The organism is Klebsiella africana, from assembly GCF_020526085.1.
GTDB lineage: Bacteria > Pseudomonadota > Gammaproteobacteria > Enterobacterales > Enterobacteriaceae > Klebsiella > Klebsiella africana.
In genome coordinates, this window is the sequence record NZ_CP084874.1 from 3,850,379 (window position 1) to 3,873,609 (window position 23,231).

The 23,231-nt window shown below is 60.0% G+C and carries 18 protein-coding genes; 8 read left to right on the forward strand and 10 right to left on the reverse strand.

Features of this window, described 5'->3' with window-relative positions:
• Positions 1-173: 173 nt before the first annotated feature.
• The 4 genes from pheP to LGL98_RS18625 form a co-directional block, all read right to left on the reverse strand.
• A complete protein-coding gene (pheP, locus tag LGL98_RS18610) occupies positions 174-1,550 on the reverse strand; it encodes a phenylalanine transporter (protein WP_136033289.1) in 1,377 nt (458 codons plus the stop codon).
• 107 nt (positions 1,551-1,657) lie between these two features.
• Positions 1,658-3,856 (reverse strand): TonB-dependent receptor, encoded by a 2,199-nt coding sequence (locus LGL98_RS18615; RefSeq protein WP_064177580.1) that lies wholly within the window; start codon positions 3,854-3,856, stop codon positions 1,658-1,660.
• 59 nt (positions 3,857-3,915) lie between these two features.
• Positions 3,916-4,998 carry a YncE family protein gene (locus tag LGL98_RS18620; protein WP_136033291.1) on the reverse strand — a complete coding sequence of 361 codons (1,083 nt, stop codon included), beginning with the start codon at positions 4,996-4,998 and terminating at the stop codon, positions 3,916-3,918.
• A gap of 395 nt (positions 4,999-5,393) precedes the next feature.
• On the reverse strand, positions 5,394-6,878 hold the full coding sequence (locus LGL98_RS18625) for an aldehyde dehydrogenase family protein (protein WP_136033293.1): 1,485 nt from the start codon (positions 6,876-6,878) through the stop codon (positions 5,394-5,396).
• Positions 6,879-7,036: 158 nt separating this feature from the next.
• On the opposite strand from LGL98_RS18625, the gene LGL98_RS18630 reads away from it, so the two are divergent.
• From LGL98_RS18630 to LGL98_RS18645, 4 genes are all read left to right on the forward strand, one after another.
• Positions 7,037-8,338 (forward strand): NAD(P)/FAD-dependent oxidoreductase, encoded by a 1,302-nt coding sequence (locus LGL98_RS18630; RefSeq protein ID WP_136033295.1) that lies wholly within the window; start codon positions 7,037-7,039, stop codon positions 8,336-8,338.
• Between the two features lie 13 nt (positions 8,339-8,351).
• A complete protein-coding gene (locus tag LGL98_RS18635) occupies positions 8,352-8,717 on the forward strand; it encodes a cupin domain-containing protein (RefSeq protein WP_002892824.1) in 366 nt (121 codons plus the stop codon).
• A 477-nt stretch (positions 8,718-9,194) separates the two neighbouring features.
• Complete coding sequence (locus tag LGL98_RS18640; protein WP_136033299.1) at positions 9,195-10,694, forward strand: APC family permease; 1,500 nt, start codon at positions 9,195-9,197, stop codon at positions 10,692-10,694.
• On the forward strand, positions 10,672-11,265 hold the full coding sequence (locus LGL98_RS18645; protein ID WP_136033301.1) for a DUF3156 family protein: 594 nt from the start codon (positions 10,672-10,674) through the stop codon (positions 11,263-11,265). The genes LGL98_RS18640 and LGL98_RS18645 overlap by 23 nt, the downstream gene beginning before the upstream one ends.
• A gap of 6 nt (positions 11,266-11,271) precedes the next feature.
• Here LGL98_RS18645 and LGL98_RS18650 read toward each other — a convergent pair whose 3' ends face one another.
• The 3 genes from LGL98_RS18650 to LGL98_RS18660 all read right to left on the reverse strand — a co-directional run bounded on the left by LGL98_RS18650 (position 11,272) and on the right by LGL98_RS18660 (position 14,376).
• Positions 11,272-12,387 (reverse strand): class II histone deacetylase, encoded by a 1,116-nt coding sequence (locus LGL98_RS18650; protein WP_136033304.1) that lies wholly within the window; start codon positions 12,385-12,387, stop codon positions 11,272-11,274.
• A 16-nt stretch (positions 12,388-12,403) separates the two neighbouring features.
• A complete protein-coding gene (locus tag LGL98_RS18655; RefSeq protein ID WP_136033306.1) occupies positions 12,404-13,576 on the reverse strand; it encodes an MFS transporter in 1,173 nt (390 codons plus the stop codon).
• 116 nt (positions 13,577-13,692) lie between these two features.
• Positions 13,693-14,376, reverse strand: a complete 684-nt coding sequence (locus LGL98_RS18660) for a response regulator transcription factor (protein WP_136033307.1) — start codon at positions 14,374-14,376, stop codon at positions 13,693-13,695.
• Positions 14,377-14,801: 425 nt separating this feature from the next.
• Here LGL98_RS18660 and LGL98_RS18665 point away from each other — a divergent pair, with 425 nt between their 5' ends.
• The 4 genes from LGL98_RS18665 to LGL98_RS18680 all read left to right on the forward strand — a co-directional run bounded on the left by LGL98_RS18665 (position 14,802) and on the right by LGL98_RS18680 (position 19,448).
• A complete protein-coding gene (locus LGL98_RS18665) occupies positions 14,802-15,989 on the forward strand; it encodes an anaerobic sulfatase maturase (RefSeq protein ID WP_136033309.1) in 1,188 nt (395 codons plus the stop codon).
• A 44-nt stretch (positions 15,990-16,033) separates the two neighbouring features.
• On the forward strand, positions 16,034-17,767 hold the full coding sequence (locus LGL98_RS18670; RefSeq protein WP_136033311.1) for an arylsulfatase: 1,734 nt from the start codon (positions 16,034-16,036) through the stop codon (positions 17,765-17,767).
• 87 nt (positions 17,768-17,854) lie between these two features.
• Entirely contained in the window at positions 17,855-18,631 is a 777-nt protein-coding gene (locus tag LGL98_RS18675) for an SDR family NAD(P)-dependent oxidoreductase (protein WP_136033313.1), read from the forward strand.
• A gap of 25 nt (positions 18,632-18,656) precedes the next feature.
• Complete coding sequence (locus LGL98_RS18680; protein WP_136033315.1) at positions 18,657-19,448, forward strand: MoaF C-terminal domain-containing protein; 792 nt, start codon at positions 18,657-18,659, stop codon at positions 19,446-19,448.
• Positions 19,449-19,842: 394 nt separating this feature from the next.
• On the opposite strand, the gene LGL98_RS18685 is transcribed toward LGL98_RS18680, so the two are convergent.
• The 3 genes from LGL98_RS18685 to LGL98_RS18695 form a co-directional block, all read right to left on the reverse strand.
• The gene (locus LGL98_RS18685) at positions 19,843-20,796 is read right to left on the reverse strand and encodes an aldo/keto reductase (RefSeq protein WP_136033317.1); all 954 of its coding nucleotides are present in this window, start codon (positions 20,794-20,796) and stop codon (positions 19,843-19,845) included.
• Between the two features lie 127 nt (positions 20,797-20,923).
• Positions 20,924-21,700, reverse strand: a complete 777-nt coding sequence (locus LGL98_RS18690) for an ABC transporter substrate-binding protein (RefSeq protein WP_136033319.1) — start codon at positions 21,698-21,700, stop codon at positions 20,924-20,926.
• A gap of 19 nt (positions 21,701-21,719) precedes the next feature.
• Positions 21,720-22,898, reverse strand: coding sequence for a M20 aminoacylase family protein (locus LGL98_RS18695; protein ID WP_136033321.1), 1,179 nt, complete (start codon positions 22,896-22,898; stop codon positions 21,720-21,722).
• Positions 22,899-23,231 lie beyond the last annotated feature (333 nt).

Consider the following 23,231-nt stretch of genomic DNA (forward strand, 5'->3'; position numbering starts at 1 on the left):
GACCTTCTGTTGTGGTGATCATGTTGTTCGCCCTCATAAAAGTAATCGATTACAAAATCGCTCAAGACAAAAGTAATCGATTACAAAAAGAAGATCGCCAGGCAAATGCCCCACCTGCGAAGAGGATCACAATAAAAAGACAGGCAGCCCCGCCGGACGGCGGGGCGTCTCGCTTACGCCGGACGGCGCAGCAGTTTGAAGGCGATAAACAGGAAGATAATCCACACCGGCAGCAGGATCGCCGACAGACGCATGCCGTCGATAGTGCACATCAGCACCAGAATCAGCCCAAGGAAAGCAATGCAGAAGTAGTTGCTGGCGGGCGCCAGCAGCGCTTTGAACTTCGATTCACGCCCTTTGCGGCGCTGGGCGGCGCGGAACTTCAGGTGCGCCATACAGATCATGCTCCAGTTCAGCAGCAGCGTCGCCACCACCAGGGCCATCAGCAGTCCCAGCGCTTCATGCGGCAGCAGGTAGTTCAGCACCACCACCAGCGAAGTGATAATCCCCGACAGCAGCAGGGAGTTCACCGGCACGCCGCGTTTGCTGACGCGGGCGAGGAACGTCGGCGCATTGCCCTGTACCGACAGGCCGAACAGCATCCGGCTGTTGGAATAGACGCCGCTGTTATAGACCGACAGCGAAGCCACCAGAATGACGAAGTTTAGCGCGGAGGCCACCACGTTGCTGTCAAGATTATGGAAAATCATCACAAACGGGCTGCTGTCAGATTTGATCTCCACCCACGGGTAGAGCGCCAGCAGCACTACCAGCGAACCGATATAGAACAGCAGGATACGATAAACCACCTGGTTGACCGCTTTTGGAATGCTCTTTTCCGGATTTTGCGCTTCGGCGGCGGTAATGCCGATAAGCTCCAGCCCACCGAAGGAGAACATAATTACTGCCAGCGACAGAATAAGGCCGTGCCAGCCGGTGGCGAGGAAGCCGCCGTGTTTCCACAAGTTGTCGAACCCGGCGTTGCTGCCGCCGTGGCCGCCAAACAGCATCCACAGGCCAAAGGCAATCATACCGATAATCGCCAGCACCTTGATCAGCGCGAACCAGAACTCCGCTTCGCCATACAGTCGCACGTTGACCAGGTTGACGGCGTTAATAATGAGGAAGAAAGCCGCCGCCCAGACCCAGGTCGGGACATCGGGCAGCCAGTACTGCATATAGATCCCGGCGGCGGTCAGCTCCGCCATTCCCACCAGCACGAACATCACCCAGTAGTTCCAGCCGGACAGGAAGCCGGCGAACGGGCCCCAGTATTTGTAGGCAAAGTGGGCAAAGGAGCCGGATACCGGCTCTTCCACCACCATCTCGCCCAGCTGGCGCATAATTAGAAAAGCGACAATCCCGGCCACGGCATAGCCCAATAAGACCGCCGGACCGGCCATCTGGATAGCGGGACCAATGCCGAGAAACAGGCCGGTGCCAATCGCGCCGCCAAGGGCGATAAGTTGAATGTGTCGGTTCTGTAAACCGCGATGAAGCGTCGGGCCGCTCTCTTCTACGGCATCCGACGACGTTGACGCGTCTTTCACGTCGTTCCCCTGTGTGTTTTTGTGAAGGGGCACCTTTTATCACTTAGGGGGGATTGTCGCAAGTTGCGTGGGGCGAGCGTCAGCCGCCCGCCCCGCTTTTTTTAGCGTCAGAAGTCGTAGCTCATTGAGACGCGGACGGTACGCGGATCGCCTTCGAACAGGTAAGTACCGGTATCGTCAATGCCAGACCAGTACTTCTCGTTGGTCACGTTGGTCACCCCGACGCGCCAGATCATTTCGTTCTGGTCGGCGTTCAGACGCATACGATAGCGCAGGCCTAAATCCAGGGTGGTGTAGCTATCCAGCTTCTTGGTATTGGCCGCATCGGCATACTGCGAGCCGCTATGATTGACGCGCGCGGTGGCGGTCAGGCCTTCCACCGGCTTGATGTCATATTCGGCGCCGAGTACCGCGTAGAAGTTAGCCACCCCGATGGCATCTTTACCGTCGGTTGCGCCTTCAGCGGTTTTAGTCTGTTTGGCATCCAGCCAGACGGTACTGGCGTTAAGACGCAGTCCCAGCATCGGCTCGCCAAAGACGTTCATCTCTACGCCGCGGTTACGCTGCTCGCCGTCGAGGCCGTAATTGCCAGCGGTATCGGAAATGGCGTTCGGTTTTTTGATTTCAAACAGCGCCAGCGATCCTCCGATCGTACCGTAGTCGATCTTGACGCCCACTTCGTCCTGCTTCGAGTGCGCGATCCCGGTACTCTGCCCGGCATTGGCCGCCGTCGTCGGCGCCACAGAGCCCGGCTGCAGCGCTTCGGTATGGTTAGCATACAGCGACAGCTGCTCCCACGGCTTGTACACCAGGCCAAACGTCGGCATCCAGCGGCTTTGGGTATAACGCGAAGAGGTATCTTCCAGCCCGGTGGCGTTGCTGTAGTTGCGCACAACCACTTTCTGATGACGAGCAGCGGCGGTAAACAGCACTTTATCGTTAAAGAAGCCGAGGGTATCACTCAGCAGCCAGCCCTGCGTACGGCTGCGCGAGGTGACCAGCGGATCGTGGTAGTTGCCGCCAAAATAGGCGTTATCCGGCATCGCCACATCATGATTGTCATAGATATTAGTGGTCGGGTTTCTGGCCGACATCCGCCAGGCGGTCGCATCGGTATGCACCTGCGCCGCATAGCCGAGGTTCACCTTATGCGAAATCGCGCCGGTATTGAAATCGCCGCGTACCCCGCCCATGCCGCTGATCGCGTCGATAATGCGGTTAGTATCCAGGCGGCCCACCGTCGCATCGCCGTTTTTATTCAGAAGCTTCGGCGCGCTGTAGGTACCAATTTCATGCGAATGCTGGCCGCCGAGGGCGCTGTATACCGTCCAGCTATCGGTCAGGTCATATTCTGCCTTCGCCATGCCGAACTCGCTTTCAATATCGCTATAGCCCCACTTCTGGCTGTAGTTTTTGCTGTTGTCCGGCAGCGTCGGAACGAAATCCACGCCGCTGATATTGACGCCCATCGTACCGCCGTGGAACGTTTTCTTCTGATAGCCGAAATCGAGCGAGGAGCGGAAACGGTCGCCGCGGTAATCAAGCCCCAGCGAAGCCAGCGTGGTACGGCGTTTATCATTATCGATAGCGCCTTCACCCTCGCGGTGCACCAGGTTGACCCGGGCGCCGAACTGGTTGTTGTCGCCGAAACGGCGCCCCAGGTCGAGGGTGCCGCCCACCTGAGAATCAGAGGTATAGTCGACGCCAACGCGTGCGGTCGGCAGATCTTCCGCCCGCTTCGGCTCGAGGTTAATCATCCCGCCGACGCCGCTGCTGGCCGCGCCGTTAAGCAGGCTGTTAGCCCCTTTGAAAATTTCAACGCGCTCCAGCATCTGGGTGTCCATCACCTGACGCGGCACCACGCCCGCCAGGCCGCCCATGGTCATGTCGTCGCCATCGAGCTTAAACCCGCGGATTCGATAGGTCTCGGCGAAGTTGCCGTAGCCCTGTACGGCCTGCACGCCAGCGTCGTTACTGACGACATCGGCGATAGTTTTCGCCTGCTGATCCTGAATCAGCTTCGAGGTATAGCCGATGACGTTAAACGGGACGTCCATCGCTTTTTGTTCGCCAAGCATCCCCAGACGGCCGCCGTGGGCGATCTGGCCATCGAGGAATGCCGGAACCACCAGGTCGCCGCCGGATTTAAAATCGCTGGTTTCGTTAGCCTCGACGATGAGGGTCTCTTCGCCAGGCTGCTTCGCGGCGGCAGCGTCCGCGGCCATCGCCGTTTGACTGGCGGCGCCGATGGCTAAGGCCAGCAGCGTTTTACGCAGCGGGAAGGATGAATAGTGCGTGGTGTGCATAATTTGCCCCATGGATGAGGATAAATGAATCAAAGGGCCCGTCGCCGGACCCGTTATTTTTATTGCGCGTTCAGGTCGATACGTACGACGCTGTCCGGGCCTTTAGTGGAGTGGTCTTTATTGAAGGGCTGTTTGACGGTGACAAACAGCGTCTGACCATCGGCGGAAAGCAGCAGGCTGTTGGGATTGGCCGGCAGCGCCCAGCTTTTCTTCAGCGTGTAGCGGCTGGCGTCAAGGCTGATGACCTTGCCGGATTCACGCTGTGAAATATAAATTTCGTGGCGTTTCTTATTGAACTGCACCGCCAGCGAATCGCCGACGTCGAGCTGTTTAAGCAGCTTGCCGCTGTGGATATCCAGCACCAGAGTGGTTTTCGCTTTCGAGTTGTCGGTCACGAACAGACGGCCGGTGTCGCTATCTTCGGCCATATTAAGCAGCAGCGCCGGCTTGTCGCCCAGCGGCTTCCAGCGCTGTTCAATGCGTTGGTTACGCGGGTTGATCACCAGAATTTCACCGCTGCCGTTAGCGGCGTACACGCGACCGGTTTGCGCGGAGTAGTGCAGGCCGGTCATCCATTTACCGGTATTTTTAATCCGCGTTTTCAGCTTCAGGGTAGTGGCGTCAACCACCCAGATTTGCGCCGGGTCGGCGACCGCGCCAACGTAGAGAGTATTATTCAGCAACAGCAGCTGACGGGCCCCATAAGGGCGACCTTTTTCATTGCGCTCGCTGAACAGCAGGCGGTTTTTTACCGTGCCGGTGGCGGTGTCGATAGCGCTGATGCCGCCGTCCAGCGAATTGCTGACATACAGCGTTTTACCCTCCGCAGAGAGCTGTAAAGCGAAGTTTTTCAGATCGGTATGCGTCAGGCCGATGGTATTGAGGGTGTGCGGATCCAGTGTGTAAACCGCCCCGCCCTGCACATTTTTAAAGCCTTCAGCGCTGGCGACGTACAGCGTATCACCCTGCGGGCTTAACGCCATCTCGTACAGCCCTTCCGCTAGCTGGCGCTGCAGCGGTTGCGCCACGTTAGGGACTGGCGAGTCGACAACCGGTTGGGAAACGGCAGAGGAATGAGGCGTCGCGCAGCCGCTTAACGCCGCGCTGATGGCCAGCGTCAACGCCGGAAGTGTGTATTTCATTGGATCAACCCTATAAAAAATCAATGACCCGATGGACGCACAGCGGCCGATATTGTGTGTTTCCAGCCTGCTGTCTTTACGTCACCCTACGCCTTCGCGACTCTTAGTGAACGACTCACTGGCGCAGCTCGAACCTTGCCAAAATTACGAATGAAAAAGAGAATGAGAACTATACTCATTATCTAATGTCAAACAAGTCCTGGCGGGCAAAAAAGATAATCTGCTGATTTTTTTTACGGCAATGGCGGATTAGGAGGGGAAGAAAGGATCCGTGACGGGAAAAGCGTCCCGGAAGCGATGCCGTGCACCGCCCGGGTTGCAGGCCAGAAGGCACACAATGTGTTGCCTATCTGGCGCAAAGCGACACATGACAGCGCTATGTCGCTGAACGGCGATTAATAGCGCACCATCACCGACTTCAGCTCCGTATAATCATCGATAAACGCGCTGCCGAATTCGCGCCCGATGCCCGAGCCCTTCATGCCGCCGAACGGTACCGCCGGGTCGAGGAAGGTATGCATATTGACCCATACGATGCCGGCCTCAATGGCCTCCGAGTAGCGTAGCGCCTGACGAATATTATCCGACCAGACGCTGGCCGCCAGGCCATACGGTGAGGCATTGATCCGCGCCAGCGCCTCTTCTTCACTGCGATAGCCGATAAAGCTGCACACCGGACCGAAGGTCTCTTCGCGCATCAGGGTGCTCGCTTCGCTGCGGACTTTGACCGCCGTCGGCTGCAGGAAATAGCCCTCGCCGGGCAGCGCTTCGCCGCCGCAGACGATGGTATCGCCCTCGTCGCGGGCGGTCTGGATCAGTTTGAGCACTTTCTCGTACTGCTGGCGGTTGGCCAGCGGCCCCATCAGCGTCCGTTCATCCAGCGGCGATCCCGGCGCGAAGGCGCTGAGTTTGTCTTTCAGCAGCGCCAGCACCACATCCAGTTTGCCCTCCGGCAGATAAAAACGCTCCGCAGCGGCGCAAATCTGCCCCTGGTTCAGATAGCCGGCTTCAATAATGCCGTTGACCATCGCCTCCGGCGTCAGGTCATCGAGGAACAGCGCGGCGTTTTTGCCTCCCAGTTCAAGGGTTACCCGTTTACCGAAAGCGCTGGCCGACTGCTGGACTTTTTCACCGGTGGCCACCGAACCGGTGAAGCTCACCTTGGCGCAGGCCGGATGCGCGATCAGCCGCTGGGCAATCTCGCCGCCGGCGCCGTTGACCACGTTAATCACCCCATCCGGGATACCCACCGCTTTCGCCAGCTCCGCCACGCGCAGCAGCGTCAGCGGCGTATACTCGCTTGGCTTGAGGACGATGGTGCAGCCGCAGACCAGGGCCGCCGCCAGCTTCCAGATGGCAATCATGATGGAGAAGTTCCACGGCACGATGCCGACCACCACCCCCAGCGGCTGGCGGCGGGTAAAGGCGGTATATTTCTCACCATTCATGGAGGGGAGCGAGACATCCAGCGTTTCGCCGGTGACTTTCCCCGCCCAGCCGGCGAAGTAGCGCAGGAACGCCACCGATTGATCCAGCTCGAGCATCCGCGCCAGCATGATGGTTTTACCGGAGCAGAGACTTTCCAGCTGCGCCAGCGCTTCACGATGTTCGGCCAGGGCATCCGCCAGCTTCAGCAGCAGCGCGCCGCGCGCCAGCGTCGGCATCTCGCGCCACTGATTAAACGCCTGGCGGGCGCTCTCCATCGCGCGATCCGCCTGGCCGACATCCGCCGCCGTGACCTCAGCAATCGCCTGTCCGGTCGCCGGGTTGATCACCGCGAACGGCGCGCCGCGGCCCGCTTCATGTTGACCAGCAATAAACTGCCCGTGCGGCTGGCGTAAAAAGGCGGTCACTTCCGCCAGTAAGGTTATCTCGCTCATCGTCAGCACCCGTTTTTCAGCAAAGTGAGTCCATCACAACACGGCTTATCGCCGCCGCCCATCGTTCTAAAGAACGTCATTCTTCCGGACGATATTCAACGCCCGCGCGGCGTGCTGTGATGAGGACCTTGAGCCAGGCAAGACCACAGGGTAACGCGATGAATATTAAAATCGATGCGCTGAACTACTACGGCGCGACGAAGAAATACCAGCTCCATTTTCCGGCGCTGCGGGAAGATATTGAAGCCGATGTGGTGATTATCGGCGGCGGCTTCTCTGGCATTAACACCGCCCTTGAGCTGGCGGAACAGGGGATCACCAACGTGGTGGTGCTGGAAGCGCGCCATCTCGGCTACGGCGGCACCGGGCGCAATGGCGGCCAGGTGATGGCCGGGATCGGTCACGATATCGAAGCGGTGAAAAAACACGTCGGCAAAGAGGGGCTGGAGACGCTGTTTAAAATCGCCAACCTCGGCGCGGGCATCATTCGCGAACGCATCCGCAAATACAACATCGACGCCGATTTCGTCCCCGGCTACGGCTATCTCGCCTATAACCAGCGACAGCTCAAAACGCTGCGCCAGTGGGAAAAGGAGTTTAAAGCCGCCACCCCCGATGAAGAAATCGAACTGTATACCGGGAAAGAGGTGCAGCAGGTGGTCGGCTCCGAGGTCTACTGCGGCGCGCTGAAACATATGGGCGGCGGGCAGATCCACTCCCTGAATATGCTGCTCGGTTCGGCGCAGGCCGCCCACTCGCTGGGGGTGAAGATTTTCGAATCCTCGCCGGTGGTGGAGGTGACTTATGGCAAACAGGTGCGGGTGCGCACCGCGATGGGCAGCGTCAAAGCCGCCAAACTACTGTGGGCCTGCGACAGCTTCCTCAACAATATGGAGCCGGAGATCTACAACAAGACGCTGGTCACTTACTCCTACCAGGTGTCGACCGAGCCGCTCTCCGATGAACTGATCGAGCGCATCAGCCCGCTGCGCGGCGCCTTCAGCGATATTCGTCCGGTGATTAACTACTATCGCGTCACTCGTGAAAACCGCCTGCTGTTCGGCAGCGCCACCCGCTTTGTGGAGTATACACCGAACGATTTCGCCGCCTGGAATCGCACCCTGCTGGCAGAGGTCTTCCCCTATCTCAAGGATGTGAAGATTGATTTCGCCTGGGGCGGGCCGATGGCCTGTAGCGCCAACCTGTTCCCGCAGATCGGCACCTTACGCGATCACAACAACGTCTTTTACGTCCAGGGGTACTCCGGCTTCGGCGTCACCCCGTCGCACATCGTATGCAAAATCCTCGCCGAAGGGATCAACGGCGGTTCCGACCGCTATCGTCTGCTGAGCAGCATCCCCCACGCGACCATCCACGGCCGTGACAGTCTGCGCTTGCTATTAGTCACCGCCGGAAAACTGATGCATCAAACCGCCGGTTTCTGGAAAGGCCGGAGTTAACCAGGAGAACGCTATGCACGCTTTTAAACTTAAACACCCGGTACCTGATCTGCAGCCGATCGGCAGCGTCAGCCTGCTCGGCGCGACGCCGACCGCAGGTGACCCGCAGGTAGCGGGCGCGATGATCTACGGCGAGCCGCAGGACGCCTTTACCTGCGGACTGTTTTCGTCCACAGAGGGGAGCTTTACCATGACCTATCCGTTTACCGAACACGCCACCGTCCTGGAGGGCGAAGTGGAGCTGACCGTCGCCGGCGGCGAGCCGCAGCGCTTTGCGCCGGGCGACAGCTGGTTTGTCAAACAGGGCACCGAAGTGGAGTGGAAAATTCTGACGCCGCGCTTTGTGAAGCACTACCTGGCGAACGTCGAGACCCGCTAACAAACTGATAATGCCCGGCGGCGCTGCGCTTGCACGGGCCTGGGAGACTCTCTTGGCGTAGGGAGCGCACAGGGGAGGCCCCGGAGGCGGCGCATTACGCCTTTTCCGGGCTACCAAATCGCGCAGCGCTGTAGCCCCGGTAAGCGGCAGCGCCACCGGGGGTTTTGAGGCCGCCAACACCGGCAGTTTCAGTCAGCATGGTGAATAAATTAAAGGCAGGCCGCACGGACCGTCGGCCGGATAAGGCGCAGCCGCCACCCGGCAGAAACAGGCGCAATGTGACAGGACGAATGGCCCCGGTTTTCGGGGTCATGTTGTTTATCAGCCGCCACATTCATCGACGCCGTCACAGAATCATGCGCCGCCCTCCACCTTCCGGACGATATTCGTTGAGCAGGATGCCCGCCTAAATTATGACTATCCGGGAGTGGCGCTGGCTATTCCCTGCCCTACCCCATTATTGTGCAGAGGTTGACTATGTTTAGTAACAGACTCGCCAGCCATCTTGAGCGCGGCGTCGTCGGCTTCCCGACCACCCTCGCCAGCTCCGTCGGGCTGATCATGGCCAGCCCGGTGATCCTGACGGTGACCAGCGGCTTCGGCATGGGCGGCGATACCTTCGCGCTGGCGGTACTGCTGGCCTTTATTATGATGCAGGCGCAGGTCACCACCTTCGCCGAGGCAGCGACGCTGATCCCCACCACCGGTTCGGTGTACGACTATATCTCCTGCGGCATGGGCCGCTTCTTCGCCATTACCGGCGCGCTGTGCGCCTATCTGATCGTGCATATTTTCGCCGGGACGGCGGAGACGATCCTGGCGGGCATTATGGCGCTGGTGAACTTCGAGTCGATCAACGCCCAGATGGCCGCTCGCCAGAACACCTGGATGGTCGGCGTCGGCATGGTGGTGATTTTCGGCCTGCTCAACGCCATCGGCGTGGAAATCTTCGGCAAGGTCGAAGTGGTGCTGACCTTCGGCATGTGGACCACGCTGACCATTTTCGGCCTGTGCGGCATTTTTATGGCGCCGGTCACCCATCTTTCCGGCTGGTTCGGCACGCCGCTGAACGTTAGCGATATCAACGGCCTGTTCGGCTATATCGGCATGGCGATGTTTATGTTCGTCGGTTGCGAACTGGTGACGCCGATGGCGCCGGAGATCAAACAGGCCCACCGCACCATACCGCGGGCGATGGCGCTGGGCCTGCTGGGGGTTGCCAGCTGCATGTTTATCTACGGCGCGGCGATTAACCGCCAGGTGGAGAACACCGTGCTCGACGCGGCCAACAACGTCCATCTGCTGGATACGCCGATGGCGATCCCGGCCTTCGCCGAGCGAGTGATGGGCCACGCCGGCCAGTACTGGCTCGGGGTCGGCCTGCTGCTGGCCGGCTGCGCCACCATCAATACGCTGATGGCCGCCGTGCCGCGTATTATCTACGGCATGGCGCTGGACGGCGCGCTGCCCCGCTTCCTGACCTGGCTGCATCCGCGCTTTAAGACGCCGGTGATCGCCATTGCCATCGGGGTGGCGATCCCCTGCCTGCATGCCTGGTATCTGAACGGCGATCTGGACCGCATCGTGCCGCTGATCCTCGCCGCGGTCTGCGCCTGGGGCGTCGCCTATCTGCTGGTCACGCTGTCGGTGGTGATGCTGCGTATCCGCCGCCCGGACCTGCCTCGTGCCTACCGCTCGCCATGGTTCCCGCTGCCGCAGATTATCTCCAGCGTCGGGATCATCATCGCTATCGTCAATATCACGCCGCCGGGGATGGACAGCCGCCAGGTACTGGTGCCGTTCGGCATTATGCTCGGCCTGACCGCCGCCTACGCCCTGTTCTGGACGGTGTGTGTGCAGCGCGTCAATCCGTTCAAGCCGCTGGTAGTGGAAGAGGTGGTTGAGCGCGCCATCAGCAATTATGAAAAGCAGACCCGCGGGGAGATGACGCCAGATGTCCTCCGTCCCCTGGTTTGAAACGCCGTTAATGAACGCGGTGCAGCGCGATCTGGCGGGATGGCCCTGCGAAAAGCTCAGCGAACGCAGCGCGCTGCTGCGCTTGAACGACGCCACCGCCGTCACCTTCAGCGTGCGTCAGAAGCGGCTATTTATGGCCAGCATTCACAGCTGCGAGTTTGTCGTCGAGGGGCGGGTGACCCGGCCCGTGCGCGGTAACATTCGCGGCCATCAATCCGGCTGGTGGAAACGCCAGCCGATCCGCTTTATCGGCAGTAAAGAGAGCGCGGAACTCGCCGGCTATCTCAACGGTTTTCCTAATCTCCAGCAGACCTTAAGCGAGCTGGACTACCGCCGCTTTTCGTTGACCTTTGACGATAGCGGCTGGCGCTGCTGCATTGAACCCTGGGCCGCCAGCGAAGTGGTCTGTAAAATGCCGCCGCTGCGCCGTTATCTGAAGCTCGAAGCGCAGCAGCGGATGCTGCTGCTCAGCGTACTGGCGATGATTAATCAGGCGATAAGTCAGTGGATGCGCGGTGAAATCGCAGAAGAGAAAGCATTGACTTCCCCGCCATCACCGCGGGGAAGCTGAGGTGGTTTATAGCAGACCAAACTGTTGCGCCAGCCGATCGAGAGCCTGCCTCTGGAACTGCGCAAACTCCGTCCGCGGCTGCTGCTGTTGAATAAATTCCAGCAGCGGATCCTGGACCTCGGTGCGGATGCCGCTCAGGGCTTCCATCACCGCCAGGCCGCAGAACGGCACGTAGGATTCGGCGTAGCCGCCCTCGTGCACCATCACCAGTTTCCCGCCGCACAGGCGATCCGCCGCCTGCTGGACCTGTTCAGTCATCGCCCGGAAGCTATCGCTGTGCAGCTGCATCCGCGCTAATGGATCCATGGCGTTGGCGTCATAGCCGCAGGCGATAATAATCAGCTCCGGCTCAAAGCGCACCAGCGCCGGAAGAACGATAGTTTCCAGCGCATAGCGCCAGCTGTCGTCGCCCGCCCCGGCCAGCAGCGGAATATTAATGTTGTAACCTTCGCCCGCGCCCACGCCGCGATCGTCTTCGCCGGCGTAGCCCGGCGGGAAGCAACCATCCTGATGCAAGGAGATAGTCAGTACGTCGTCGCGCTGCAGGTAGATATGCTGGGTGCCGTTGCCGTGGTGAACATCCCAGTCAATGATCGCCACCTTGCCCAGCCCCAGCCGCGCTTTCGCCCGCTCGACGGCAATGGGAATATTGGCGAGGAAACAAAATCCCATCGACTGATCCGGCAGACAGTGGTGTCCGGGCGGGCGCGACAGCGAATAGGCGTTATCCAGCTCCCCCTTCAGCACCGCTTCCACCGCCGCACAGGCCAGTCCGGCGGAAAGACAGGCGATTTCATAACTGCCCGGCCCCAGCGGCGCCTCTTTGCCAAGCATGCCGCCGCCGTTATCGCTTATCGCCTTAAAGCGCTCCAGATAGCTGTCGGGGTGGATCCGCCGCAGGTCCTCAAGGCTCGCCGGCGCCGCGCTGCGCAGCGCCAGCTGCGGCGTCAGCCCGGAGACATCCATCAGGTTTTTCATCCGCCGCTTGGTCTCCGGCGATTCGGCATGGCCGCCGCCGGCGGGCGGCTGCACCCAGCCACCCACCGGCAGCGTCACCGCGTGCAGGCCGGTACTGTGCCAGAAACAACGTTCATCAAAGAAGAAACCGGTTTTTCTTTTCACTCAATCCTCCCGTGGGCTAAGCCTTCCCGGCGGCGGACGCCGCCACAATTAAAATCAGTGACAGCAGCGCGCAGACGCCTGCCGCCGCCAGCAGCGGGTCGGCGCTGGCGAAGTGTTGCAGTAAGGCCCCCGCAAGCGCCGGGCCAGCCGCCATGCCGCCGCCGATCACCAGATTGATGCTGTTCATCAACCGACCGCTGTTATCAAGCCCGGCCACGCGGGCGAGAATAAAGGGCAGCACGAAGGTCCAGGTGAACTTAAACAGCAGCGCCGCAATGGCGTAGCGCACCAGCAACGGCTGGCCGATCAGCAGCCCAACGCTGACGATCAACAGCCCGTAGCCCAGCCACACCGGTAAACGATCGGCCCGCCGGGTGCCGCGCAGGGCCGCGCCGCCGGCGCCGATAATGCCGCAAACCGTCGCCGCCGCCAGCACCAGACCGACCTGCGTCGGGCTCAGTCCCGCCGCACTGCCGATGGTGCCGATAAAGGTCCACACGGCGCTGAGGCTGATATAGAAAGTGAGCACCGCCAGCACCGCCAGCGCCTGACGCCACAGCGCCGTCAACGGCTGCTGGCGGGAGGCTGAGAGCGGTTGAAAGCGCGGAGGGAAAGCGGATACCAGCGGCAAACAGCAGAGCATGATGGCGGCGAGGATCAGATACACCACCTTCAGGCCAAAGGTCGCGAACAGGCCGGGCAGCGCCAGCAGGCCAAGCATCCCTAACAGCAGTTGCCCTAGCACCCAAAAGGCGTAGACCCGCGACGGGTTCGGCGTTCCCGCCGCGCAGCTGATGCACAGAATCATCAGCGTGCCGCCCGCCAGCGAGGCGATAAAGCGCGCCGCCAGCAGCGCCTCATACTGGGTGACCACCGCCGAGGCGAGGTTGGCGGTCAGAAACACTACTCCGGCCGTTAGAGCGACCTGCCGCCAGTCCAGACGGCTCATCCACCACCACGCCGGAAGCGTCGCCAGACTCATCGCCCCCAGCTCCGCTGAGAACAGCCAGCCGATCTGCCCAGGTTTTAGCTGCCATTCGCTGGACAGCTGCGCCGCCACCGCCGGCGCGGTCATTAAAATCCCCGGCGCAATGGCGGCAAAAATCACGATCGCCGCCAGCAACCGCGGGGACACCACCAGCCCGGCGGGCCGGGAAAGCGCATTATCAGTGAGAGGTGTACTCGACATCGTAGGGCGTGCTCCGGTCAAAAAAGCCTCCCCCCGGAGGATCTCCAGGGAGTGATACCCACAGGCATCAGGAAAACGCCGTGCTGCCACGGCGCGCGCGGGATGCGAAAGTCAGATTACAGATGCAGCGTACGCTGAGCGGCCGGCATCCAGGTTCGGGAAACCAGTTCGGTACGATTGACCACTTCGGTCTTGGCGAAAATATTGCGCAGGTGCGTTTTTACCGTCGAGAGCGAGATATCCAGCTGGCGGGCAATCAGCTTATTGCTGGCGCCTTCGCGCACCATGCCGACGATTTCCCGCTCTTTGGCCGTCAGGATGGCGGGCAGGTCATCTTCTTCCTGCAGACAGTCGCGAATGGCCAGCTCCACCAGCGGCAGCACCGCCTGCGCCCGGTGACGCTCTTCGCAGGAGAAAGGCACGTCACGCATCAGCGAGATACCGGCGATGATCCGACGCTCGCGGCGAATAAAGATCTCGGTCATGTCGCGCACGTTATTCGGCAACATAAATTCATGATAATAATGCCGGTTGCGATCGCAGAGCCGCGGCGTCATCGCCGCCACGGTGGTGTTCTGGTGGCTAAAGTGCGCCGGTAAATGCGGATCCAGCGGCTGGAAGTTTTCCAGATATTGTTGGTGCGTATTATCGGAAATATTATGCAATATATAGTTTTCGGGTTTTAACCGGTTATTTACTCGATAAAACACCGCTGAAGTCAGTGGAATTAACTGGGAAATAGTCTGTAAACAACGGGCTATTATCGCATCATTACGGCTGGCTTTTAACAAAGCAGACATGATAGGGCCTCCCCGTCGAGATGATGGAACATGACACATGGATGACTACCGATAATTGAAGCATACATTTCACATTTAAGTAACACAATCATTAACATATTAACAATGTGATAGCCGTTACAAAATTTTCAGCAATGCATTGTTATATAAAGCATTTAAAAAACACCCTAACCATGCTTTACGATAGTGGCGTTAAAACATAAACAAAAAAGATTAACCCCCGGCGTACCTGCCTCTGGTGATAAAAAAACCCTATCCCCGACGCGTTATTCTCATCCTAAAGAACGATGGATTTTTGTTTTTTTTCACTTATACCCTTAACAGGATGCAATTAATTTTCGCCGCGGCTTAATCATGTGATTACGCCTGACCCGCTGTTGCCAAAATAATATCAACAGCACCGGTCATTTACCGAGGATAAGCCGATGCTGAATATCGCCGCCCTGCGCCAGCAGCAAATTCCGCTGGCCGCTGAGCCGCGCTCGCCGGTGCCGTTTCATATTCTGATGAAGCCAATTGGCCCCGCCTGCAATCTCGCCTGCCGCTATTGCTATTACCCGCAGGACGAAACGCCGGTCAACAAGATGGATGACGCGCGGCTGGAGCAGTTTATCCGCCGCTATATTGCCGCCCAGCCGGCCGGCGCGCGGGAAATCAACTTTGTCTGGCAGGGGGGCGAGCCGCTGCTGGCCGGCCTGAGCTTCTACAAAAAAGCGCTCGCCCTGCAGGCGCACTATGCCCCCGACGGCGTGACTATCAGCAATAGTCTGCAGACCAACGGAACGCTGATCAACGACGCCTGGTGCCGGCTGTTTCGCGAACATGGTTTTATTATCGGGTTAAGCCTCGAGGGCAACGAAGCGCTGCAGGACTACCATCGTCCGGATAAACGCGGCCGGTCGACCTGGTCGGCGGCGCTGCGCGGCATTGACCTGCTCCATCAGCATCAGGTGGACTTTAATCTGCTGGTGGTGGTGCATAACGAGATGGCGGCGCACGCGGCGGCGATTTATGACCGGCTGGTCAGCCTCGGCGCGCGCTATCTGCAGTTTCAGCCGCTGATGAGCGAAGGCGCGGCCCTGCGCGAAGGATACCAGCTCAGCGCCGATAACTGGGGACGTTTTATGGTCGGCATCTGGCGACAGTGGCGGAAGCGCTGCGATAGGGGGCGGGTGTTCGTTATCAATATCGAACAGGCGTGGGCGCAGTATTTCACTCATACCAGCGGCAGTTGCGTGCACAGCGCCCGCTGCGGCAGCAACCTGGTGATGGAGCCCGACGGACAGCTCTACGCCTGCGACCACCTTATCAACGCCGAACATCGGCTCGGCCGCCTCGATGAGCAGACGCTCGCCGCCGCGGTCGACGCCTCGGTTCAACTGCCTTTCGGTCAGCAGAAAAGCCTGCGCCGCGAATGCCAGACTTGCGCGGTAAAAATGGTCTGCCAGGGCGGCTGCCCGGCGCATCTCAACGCCGCGGGCAACAACCGCCTCTGCGGCGGCTACTACCGCTTCTTTAGCGAAATTCTGGCGCCCGTGCGCCCCTTTTCCCGCGACCTGCAGGGGCTGCAAGCCTGGCGGGCCGCGTTTGTTGGGACTGCGCATACTGCGTAGCACCTTACCCTGATGATATCCCCCTCTGAACAGGAGAGTCAGTCGTGAACAAAAAAGCCATGGCCGCGGCGGTCAGTATGATCCTCGCCGGTGGCGCGCACGCCGCGCAGCAGGAGCGTCCGAACGTCATCGTGATTATCGCCGATGATATGGGCTACTCGGACATCAGCCCCTTTGGCGGCGAGATCCCCACCCCTAACCTGCAGGCGATGGCCGAGCAGGGAATGCGCATGAGCCAGTATTACACCTCGCCGATGTCGGCCCCGGCGCGCTCAATGCTGCTCACCGGCAACAGCAACCAGCAGGCCGGGATGGGCGGCATGTGGTGGTACGACAGCACCATTGGCAAGGAGGGTTACGAGCTGCGGCTGACCGACCGCGTCACCACCATGGCCGAGCGCTTTAAAGATGCCGGCTATAACACGCTGATGGCCGGCAAATGGCATCTCGGTTTTGTTCCCGGCGCCACGCCGAAGGACCGCGGCTTTAACCACGCCTTCGCCTTTATGGGCGGCGGCACCAGCCACTTTAACGACGCGATTCCGCTCGGAACCGTCGAGGCGTTCCACACCTACTACACCCGCGACGGCGAGCGCGTCTCCCTGCCGGATGATTTTTACTCCAGCGAAGCCTACGCCCGCCAGATGAACGGCTGGATTAAAGCGACGCCGAAGGAGCAGCCGGTCTTCGCCTGGCTGGCCTTCACCGCCCCTCATGACCCCCTGCAGGCGCCGGATGAGTGGATCAAACGTTTTAAAGGCCAGTATGAGCAGGGTTACGCCGAGGTCTATCGCCAGCGCATCGCCCGCCTGAAAGCGCTGGGGATTATTCATGACGACACCCCGCTGCCGCATCTGGAGCTGGATAAAGAGTGGGAGGCGCTAACGCCAGAGCAGCAGAAATATACGGCGAAAGTGATGCAGGTCTACGCGGCGATGATCGCCAATATGGACGCGCAGATCGGCACCCTGATGGAGACGCTGAAGCAGACCGGACGCGATAAAAACACCCTGCTGGTCTTTTTAACCGATAACGGCGCCAACCCGGCGCAGGGTTTTTATTACGAATCCACCCCGGAATTCTGGAAGCAGTTCGATAACCGCTATGAAAACGTCGGCCGCAAAGGCTCATTTGTCTCCTACGGCCCGCACTGGGCCAACGTCAGCAACGCCCCCTACGCCAACTACCATAAGACCACCAGCGCTCAGGGCGGCATTAACACCGACTTTATGATCTCCGGCCCCGGGATCACCCGCCACGGTCACATCGACGCCTCGACGATGGCGGTGTATGACGTGGCGCCGACCCTGTATGAATTCGCCGGTATCGACCCGAACAAGTCGCTGGCGAAGAAGCCGGTGTTGCCGATGATCGGCGTCAGCTTTAAGCGCTATCTCACCGGTGAAGTCCAGCAGCCGCCGCGCGGCAACTACGGCGCCGAGCTGCACCATCAGGCGGCGTGGGTGGATGGCGAATGGAAGCTGCGGCGGCTGGTGCCGCGCGGCCTCACCGCCGGCGACGCGCCGTGGCAGTTGTTTAATCTGCACGACGACCCGCTGGAGACGCATGATGTCGCGGCCGAACACCCCGATCGGGTCAAAGCCATGAGCGAGGCCTACGAGGCGTTCGCTAAACGCACCATGGTCACCCGGGCAGAGGGCAAGATGATCGACTACGTCGGCATCGACAGCAAAACCGGGCGCTATCTGGCAGTCGACCCCGCCACCATGAAGCCGGTTCCGGCGCCGCAGGCGATCCCTGTGAGCGAACTCCACTAACTGGCACGGCTATCGTTCTTCCGGGCGATAGCCGGGACCTGACGCGCTTTTTAAGGTAATTGGAAACCCCATTACAGGAGAGTGCGGATGGCGAGAGTCGTGGTGATCACCGGTGGCGGAACCGGAATTGGCGCCGCCTGCGCGCGGCTGATGCGCGCCGCGGGCGATCGGGTGTTTATTACCGGACGGCGCGAGGCGCCGTTGCAGGCTGTCGCCGCTGAGACCGGCGCCACGGCGCTGGTGGGCAATGCCGCCGACGGCGAGGTGTGGCGCCAGCGGCTGCTACCGATCATTCTCGCCCAGACCGGCGGGATTGATGCCCTCATCTGCAGCGCCGGCGGGATGGGCAACAGCCCCGCCGCCGAGACCAGCGACAGCCAATGGCGCGAGGCGCTGGACGGCAATCTCACCAGCGCGTTCGCCAGCGTTCGCGCCTGCCTGCCTTCGCTGATTGCCCGCCGCGGCAATGTGCTGTTTGTCGCCTCCATCGCTTCTCTGGCCGCCGGGCCGCAGGCCTGCGGCTACGTCACCGCCAAACACGCCTTGATCGGCCTGATGCGCTCCATCGCCCGCGATTATGGCCCACAGGGGGTACGCGCTAACGCCGTCTGCCCCGGCTGGGTCACGACGCCGATGGCGGATGAAGAGATGATCCCGCTGATGCAGGCGGAAGGGCTATCGCTGACTGAGGCTTATCAGCGGGTCTGTCGCGACGTTCCGCTGCGCCGCCCCGCCAGCCCCGAGGAGATAGCCGAGGCCTGCCATTTTCTCTGTTCGCCACAGGCCGCCATCATCAGCGGCGCTACGCTGGTCGCCGACGGCGGCGCCAGTATCGTCGATGTACCCACTCTGGCGTTTGCCTAACGCCCTACTCTGTTCAGGAGCCCCTATGACTTCAGAAGCCGTATTTATCCAGGTCGGCGCGCTGGCCGATGGTTTTGCCCCGCACGGTAATTTACTCGCCACCACCAACCTGCCCACCGGCGAAAACTTTACCTTTTATGTCGCCGGGAGCGAACCGCAGCAGCTGGTTATCGAAGATGAGCAGACGCTAAGCTGGAACGGCAAGCGCGCCCCCTGGCGGGCGACCGCCCTGCGCCCGGACATTCTGTTTATCGACTTCCTTGACCCGGAGCGGGATAACGCCAGCATTAGCGCGGTATGCAACCTGACGCAGCGCAACGCCACCCTGGTATACGGCCAGTTGCCGGACGAAGCCGCCGCGCGTCTGGACGCCTTCAGCCGGGTGGAGCGAGGCCTACCGCTGACCGCAGTAGAAGCGCGCTTTGTCTTCACCCGCCTGGATGCGCAGCCGGGGCCGCTGCCGGACTTTACCACTGCGCTGGTCGGCATGCGCAATCAGTACACCTACAGCCCGACCGAGCGCTATGAGCACATCTATCTCAACGACAATTTTTACGCCTGGCAGTGTCTGGACGGCGTGGAAAAGGGGCTGGCGGATGTCGATCGCTGCCACTACGTGCAGGTGGCGGAAGATCTCTATCTGTTTGTCTGGCGGGAGAAAATCATTCCGACGCTGGGCGTGATCCTCATCGATCTGCAGCAGATGCGCACCGACGGCAAGATCATGGGCTATCAGGGCAGCGATTTCGGTGCCATGAGTAATTTCCCGGTCGGCGCCAGCGCGAAGATCCTCAATGTCACCCGCCATCAGGAATAAAGGGGCGCCGCCGGGCACGCTTTCAGGCGCCCTGCCCGTCATGTTGCCGGGTGGCGGCTGGCGCCTTACCCGGCCTACGGCAGCCTCTCACAGGATCACACCTCCCAGGCCCGGTAAGCGCAGCGCCACCGGGCGATGCCATCAGGCACGGAGCCGCTTTATTGCCGGGTGGCGGCTGCGCCTTACCCGGCCTACCAGGGCCTCTCACAGGCTCACACCTCCCAGGCCCGGTAAGCGCAGCGCCACCGGGTGAAGACAACGGATACGGAGCCGCTTTATTGTCGGGTGGCGGCTGGCGCCTTACCCGGCCTACCAGGGCCTCTCACAGGCTCACACCCCGTAGGCCCGGTAAGCGCCATTTATCGCCCTCTCCCCTCCGGGGAGAGGGAGTGACTCAGGCGCTGGCGCTGTCCAGCCGCGCCACTTGCTCCGCGCTCAGGCTCAGCGCTGCCGCGCGGGCAAAACTCTCCACCTGAGCCACGCTGGTGGCGCTGGCGATCGGCGCGGTCACCCCTTCGCGGCCGATCAGCCACGCCAGGGCCACCTCAGCCGGCTTCGCGCCCTGCTCGTCCGCGACCGCCACCAGGGTATCGATAATCCGCATCCCGCGCGGATTCAGGTACTTACCAATCCCGCTTCCGCGCTGGCTCTGCGCCAGATCCGACGGCTGGCGGTACTTACCGGTTAAGAACCCGGAGGCCAGGCTGTAGTAGGTCACCACCCCGATGTCGCGGCTGACGCAGAGATCGCACAGCGCGCCTTCAAACGCGGAGCGGTGGTAGAGGTTATATTCCGGCTGCAGCACCTGCCAGGCAGGTAAGCCGCCTTTACGCGCTACCTCCAGCGCCCCTGCCAGCTGCATCGCATCGAGGTTAGAGGCCCCCATCGCGCGGATTTTTCCGGCCTGCTGCAGGCTATGGAAAGCCTCCAGCGTTTCCGCCACCGGGGTTTGCGGATCCGGCCAGTGGGAGAAGTAGAGGTCGATATAGTCGGTATTCAGGCGACGCAGAGAGTCGTCCACCGCCTGTTGGATCCAGGCTTTGCTGAGCCCTTTATGGCCGGGGAGGCCTAAATCGGAGCCGACTTTGGTGAAGATTTTCACCTTATCGCGCATGCCCGGGCGCGCCTGCAGCCAGCGGCCAATTATGGTTTCGGATTCGCCGCCCTGGTTGCCCTCCGCCCAGCGGGAATAAACATCCGCCGTATCGATAGCGTCAAAACCGTGGTCAACAAAAGCATCAAGAAGAGCAAAACTGGTTTTTTCATCGATGGTCCAGCCAAAGACGTTACCGCCAAAGACTAATGGGGCGATGGAAAATCCGGTTTTGCCCAAAGGACGTGTCATCATGCCGAGTACTCCTTAGCTTATATTCTGCTTCCCTCAGGTAACCACAATGGTCAGGAGAGGAGGTGAATGGATAATCAGAAAAGGAATCATACGGCGGGCGCTCCATGCCCGCAGGTACACTCAGACATTATGTCCCGGAATAAACATCAAAGCTAAAATATTTGCCGGCTAATTTTTTATAGGTGCCGTCGGCAAGAATCTTCGCAATCGCGCCGTTTATTTCCTGACGCAGCGCCTCATCGTCTTTACGCAAGCCTATCGCCGCCCCGGCGCCAAACAGCGTATCGTCCTGCAGATGGCCGCCGACAAAGGCGAATTCCTTACCCTGCGGCTGCTGCAGGAAGCTGTAGTCGGCCATCATCCCGGAGAGCACCGCGCCGTCGATGCGCCCGGACTCCAGGTCACGCACCACGCTATCGGCCCCCTGGTAGGCCACAATGTTGATCCCCTGCGGCCGCCAGTGCTGATTAACATATGTCTCCTGCGCCGAGCCCTGCTCCACGCCGATGGTTTTGCCCTTCAGCTGTTCCGGCGTATTGCCTTGCAGGGTATTTTTACGCGCCACGAGGAACACCGGTCCGTTATACAACTTGTCGCTAAAGGCAATCTGCGCTTTGCGCTTCTCGGTCATGTACATCCCGGAAAGGATCGCGTCGAATTTACGCGCCTTCAGCGCCGGGATAATGCCGTCGAAATTGCTTTCCACCCACACGCATTTCGCCTGCAGCTGCTGGCAAATGGCGTTGCCTAAATCAATATCAAACCCCGCCAGCTTGCCCTGCGGATCTTTCCATTCAAACGGCGCGAAAGTCGGGTCGACGCCGAAGCGGATTTCCTTTGCTCCTTCGGCCAGCGCCGACGTCGACGCCATTAATGCCAGCCATAGCAACAGTGATTTTTTCATTCGCGTTCTTCTCCAGAGATTAGCGACAGTGTTTTTCCACCAGGCGGGCGAACAGCGTCGCGCCGGTGGTGATAATGTCATCGTTAAAGTCGTAGCCGGGGTTATGCACCATGCAACCGCCCTTTTCCCCTTTCTCACCATTGCCGAGCAGGAAGTAGCTGCCCGGACGTTCGCGCAGCATAAAGGCGAAATCCTCGCTGGCGTTCATCGGCGAGACTGACTCCAGGACCCCTTCGCTGCCAAACACCTCCAGTGCCAGCGCCCGGGCGAAATCGGTCTCTTCAGGACTGTTGGTTAATACCGGATAGGAGTCGTAAACCTCCACTACACTGCTGGCGCCATAGCTTTTGGCGGTAAAGTCAGCGAGCTCGTGAATACGCTTGATCAGCAGGTCGCGGATTTCCGGCTTCATTGCCCGCACGCTGAGCTCCATCACCGCGCTCTCCGGAATGACGTTGGAGGCGATACCGGCCTGGAAGGTGCCGACGCTGACCACTGCCGTTTCCCCCGGCGGCACGTTGCGCGCCACAATGCTCTGCAGGGCCATCACCAGCGCCGCACCGGCGACGATCGGGTCGACGGTGCGCTCGGGGTGGGCGCCGTGGCCGCCGTAGCCGGTAATCGTGATTTTGACGGTGTCCGCCGAGGCCATAAAGTTGCCGGCATAGAAGCCCAGCTTGCCTACCGGCAGGCCTGGCATGTTGTGCAAGCCAAAGATGCGTTCGCAGGGGAACTGCTCGAACAGCCCGTCTTTAATCATTAAATCGGCGCCGCCGATAGCCTCTTCCGCCGGCTGGAAAATCAGATGTACCGTGCCGTTAAACTGGCAGGCCGGCGAGGCGATATATTTTGCCGCCGCCAGCAGAATGGTGGTGTGACCGTCATGGCCGCAGGCGTGCATTTTCCCTGGCGCCGTGCTGGCCCAGGGTAAACCGGTGGTTTCCTCGATCGGCAAGGCATCCATATCGGCGCGTAAACCGATGGTGCGCGGAGAATCGCCTTTGCGCAGGCTGCCGACCACGCCGGTCTTGCCGAGACCGCGCGTCACCTGATAGCCCCACTCCGTCAGCTTGCTGGCGACCAGTTCGCTGGTATTAAACTCTTCCAGACTTAATTCCGGATTGGCATGTAAATAATGACGGATAGAAATCATTTCCGCTTCCGTCGCTTTAATTTCTGGAATTACATAATCACTCATGCCGCTCTCCGGGAAATAAATTAAGGACTTAACACGGTATCGCGGTCAAAAGTTTATGCAAGCAGCATTTCTAATACCTGGAATGAACTCATCTTATTTAATAATCTGCTCATTACAGCGTAATTAATAAACAAAATAGCAAAATTTAAAAATAAACGTTTATTTTATAGAGAGTTTACCGTTATTTACCCTACCATCCACGGCCATATTCAGATTTAAATAAAATAAACGTGTATGAAATTACAGACACTTTTCCTCGCCGCCATCGTCATGCTGGCGGGCTGCAGCGCGCAAGGCGATACCGCCAGCCAGCAGCAGGCCAGCATCCAGAAG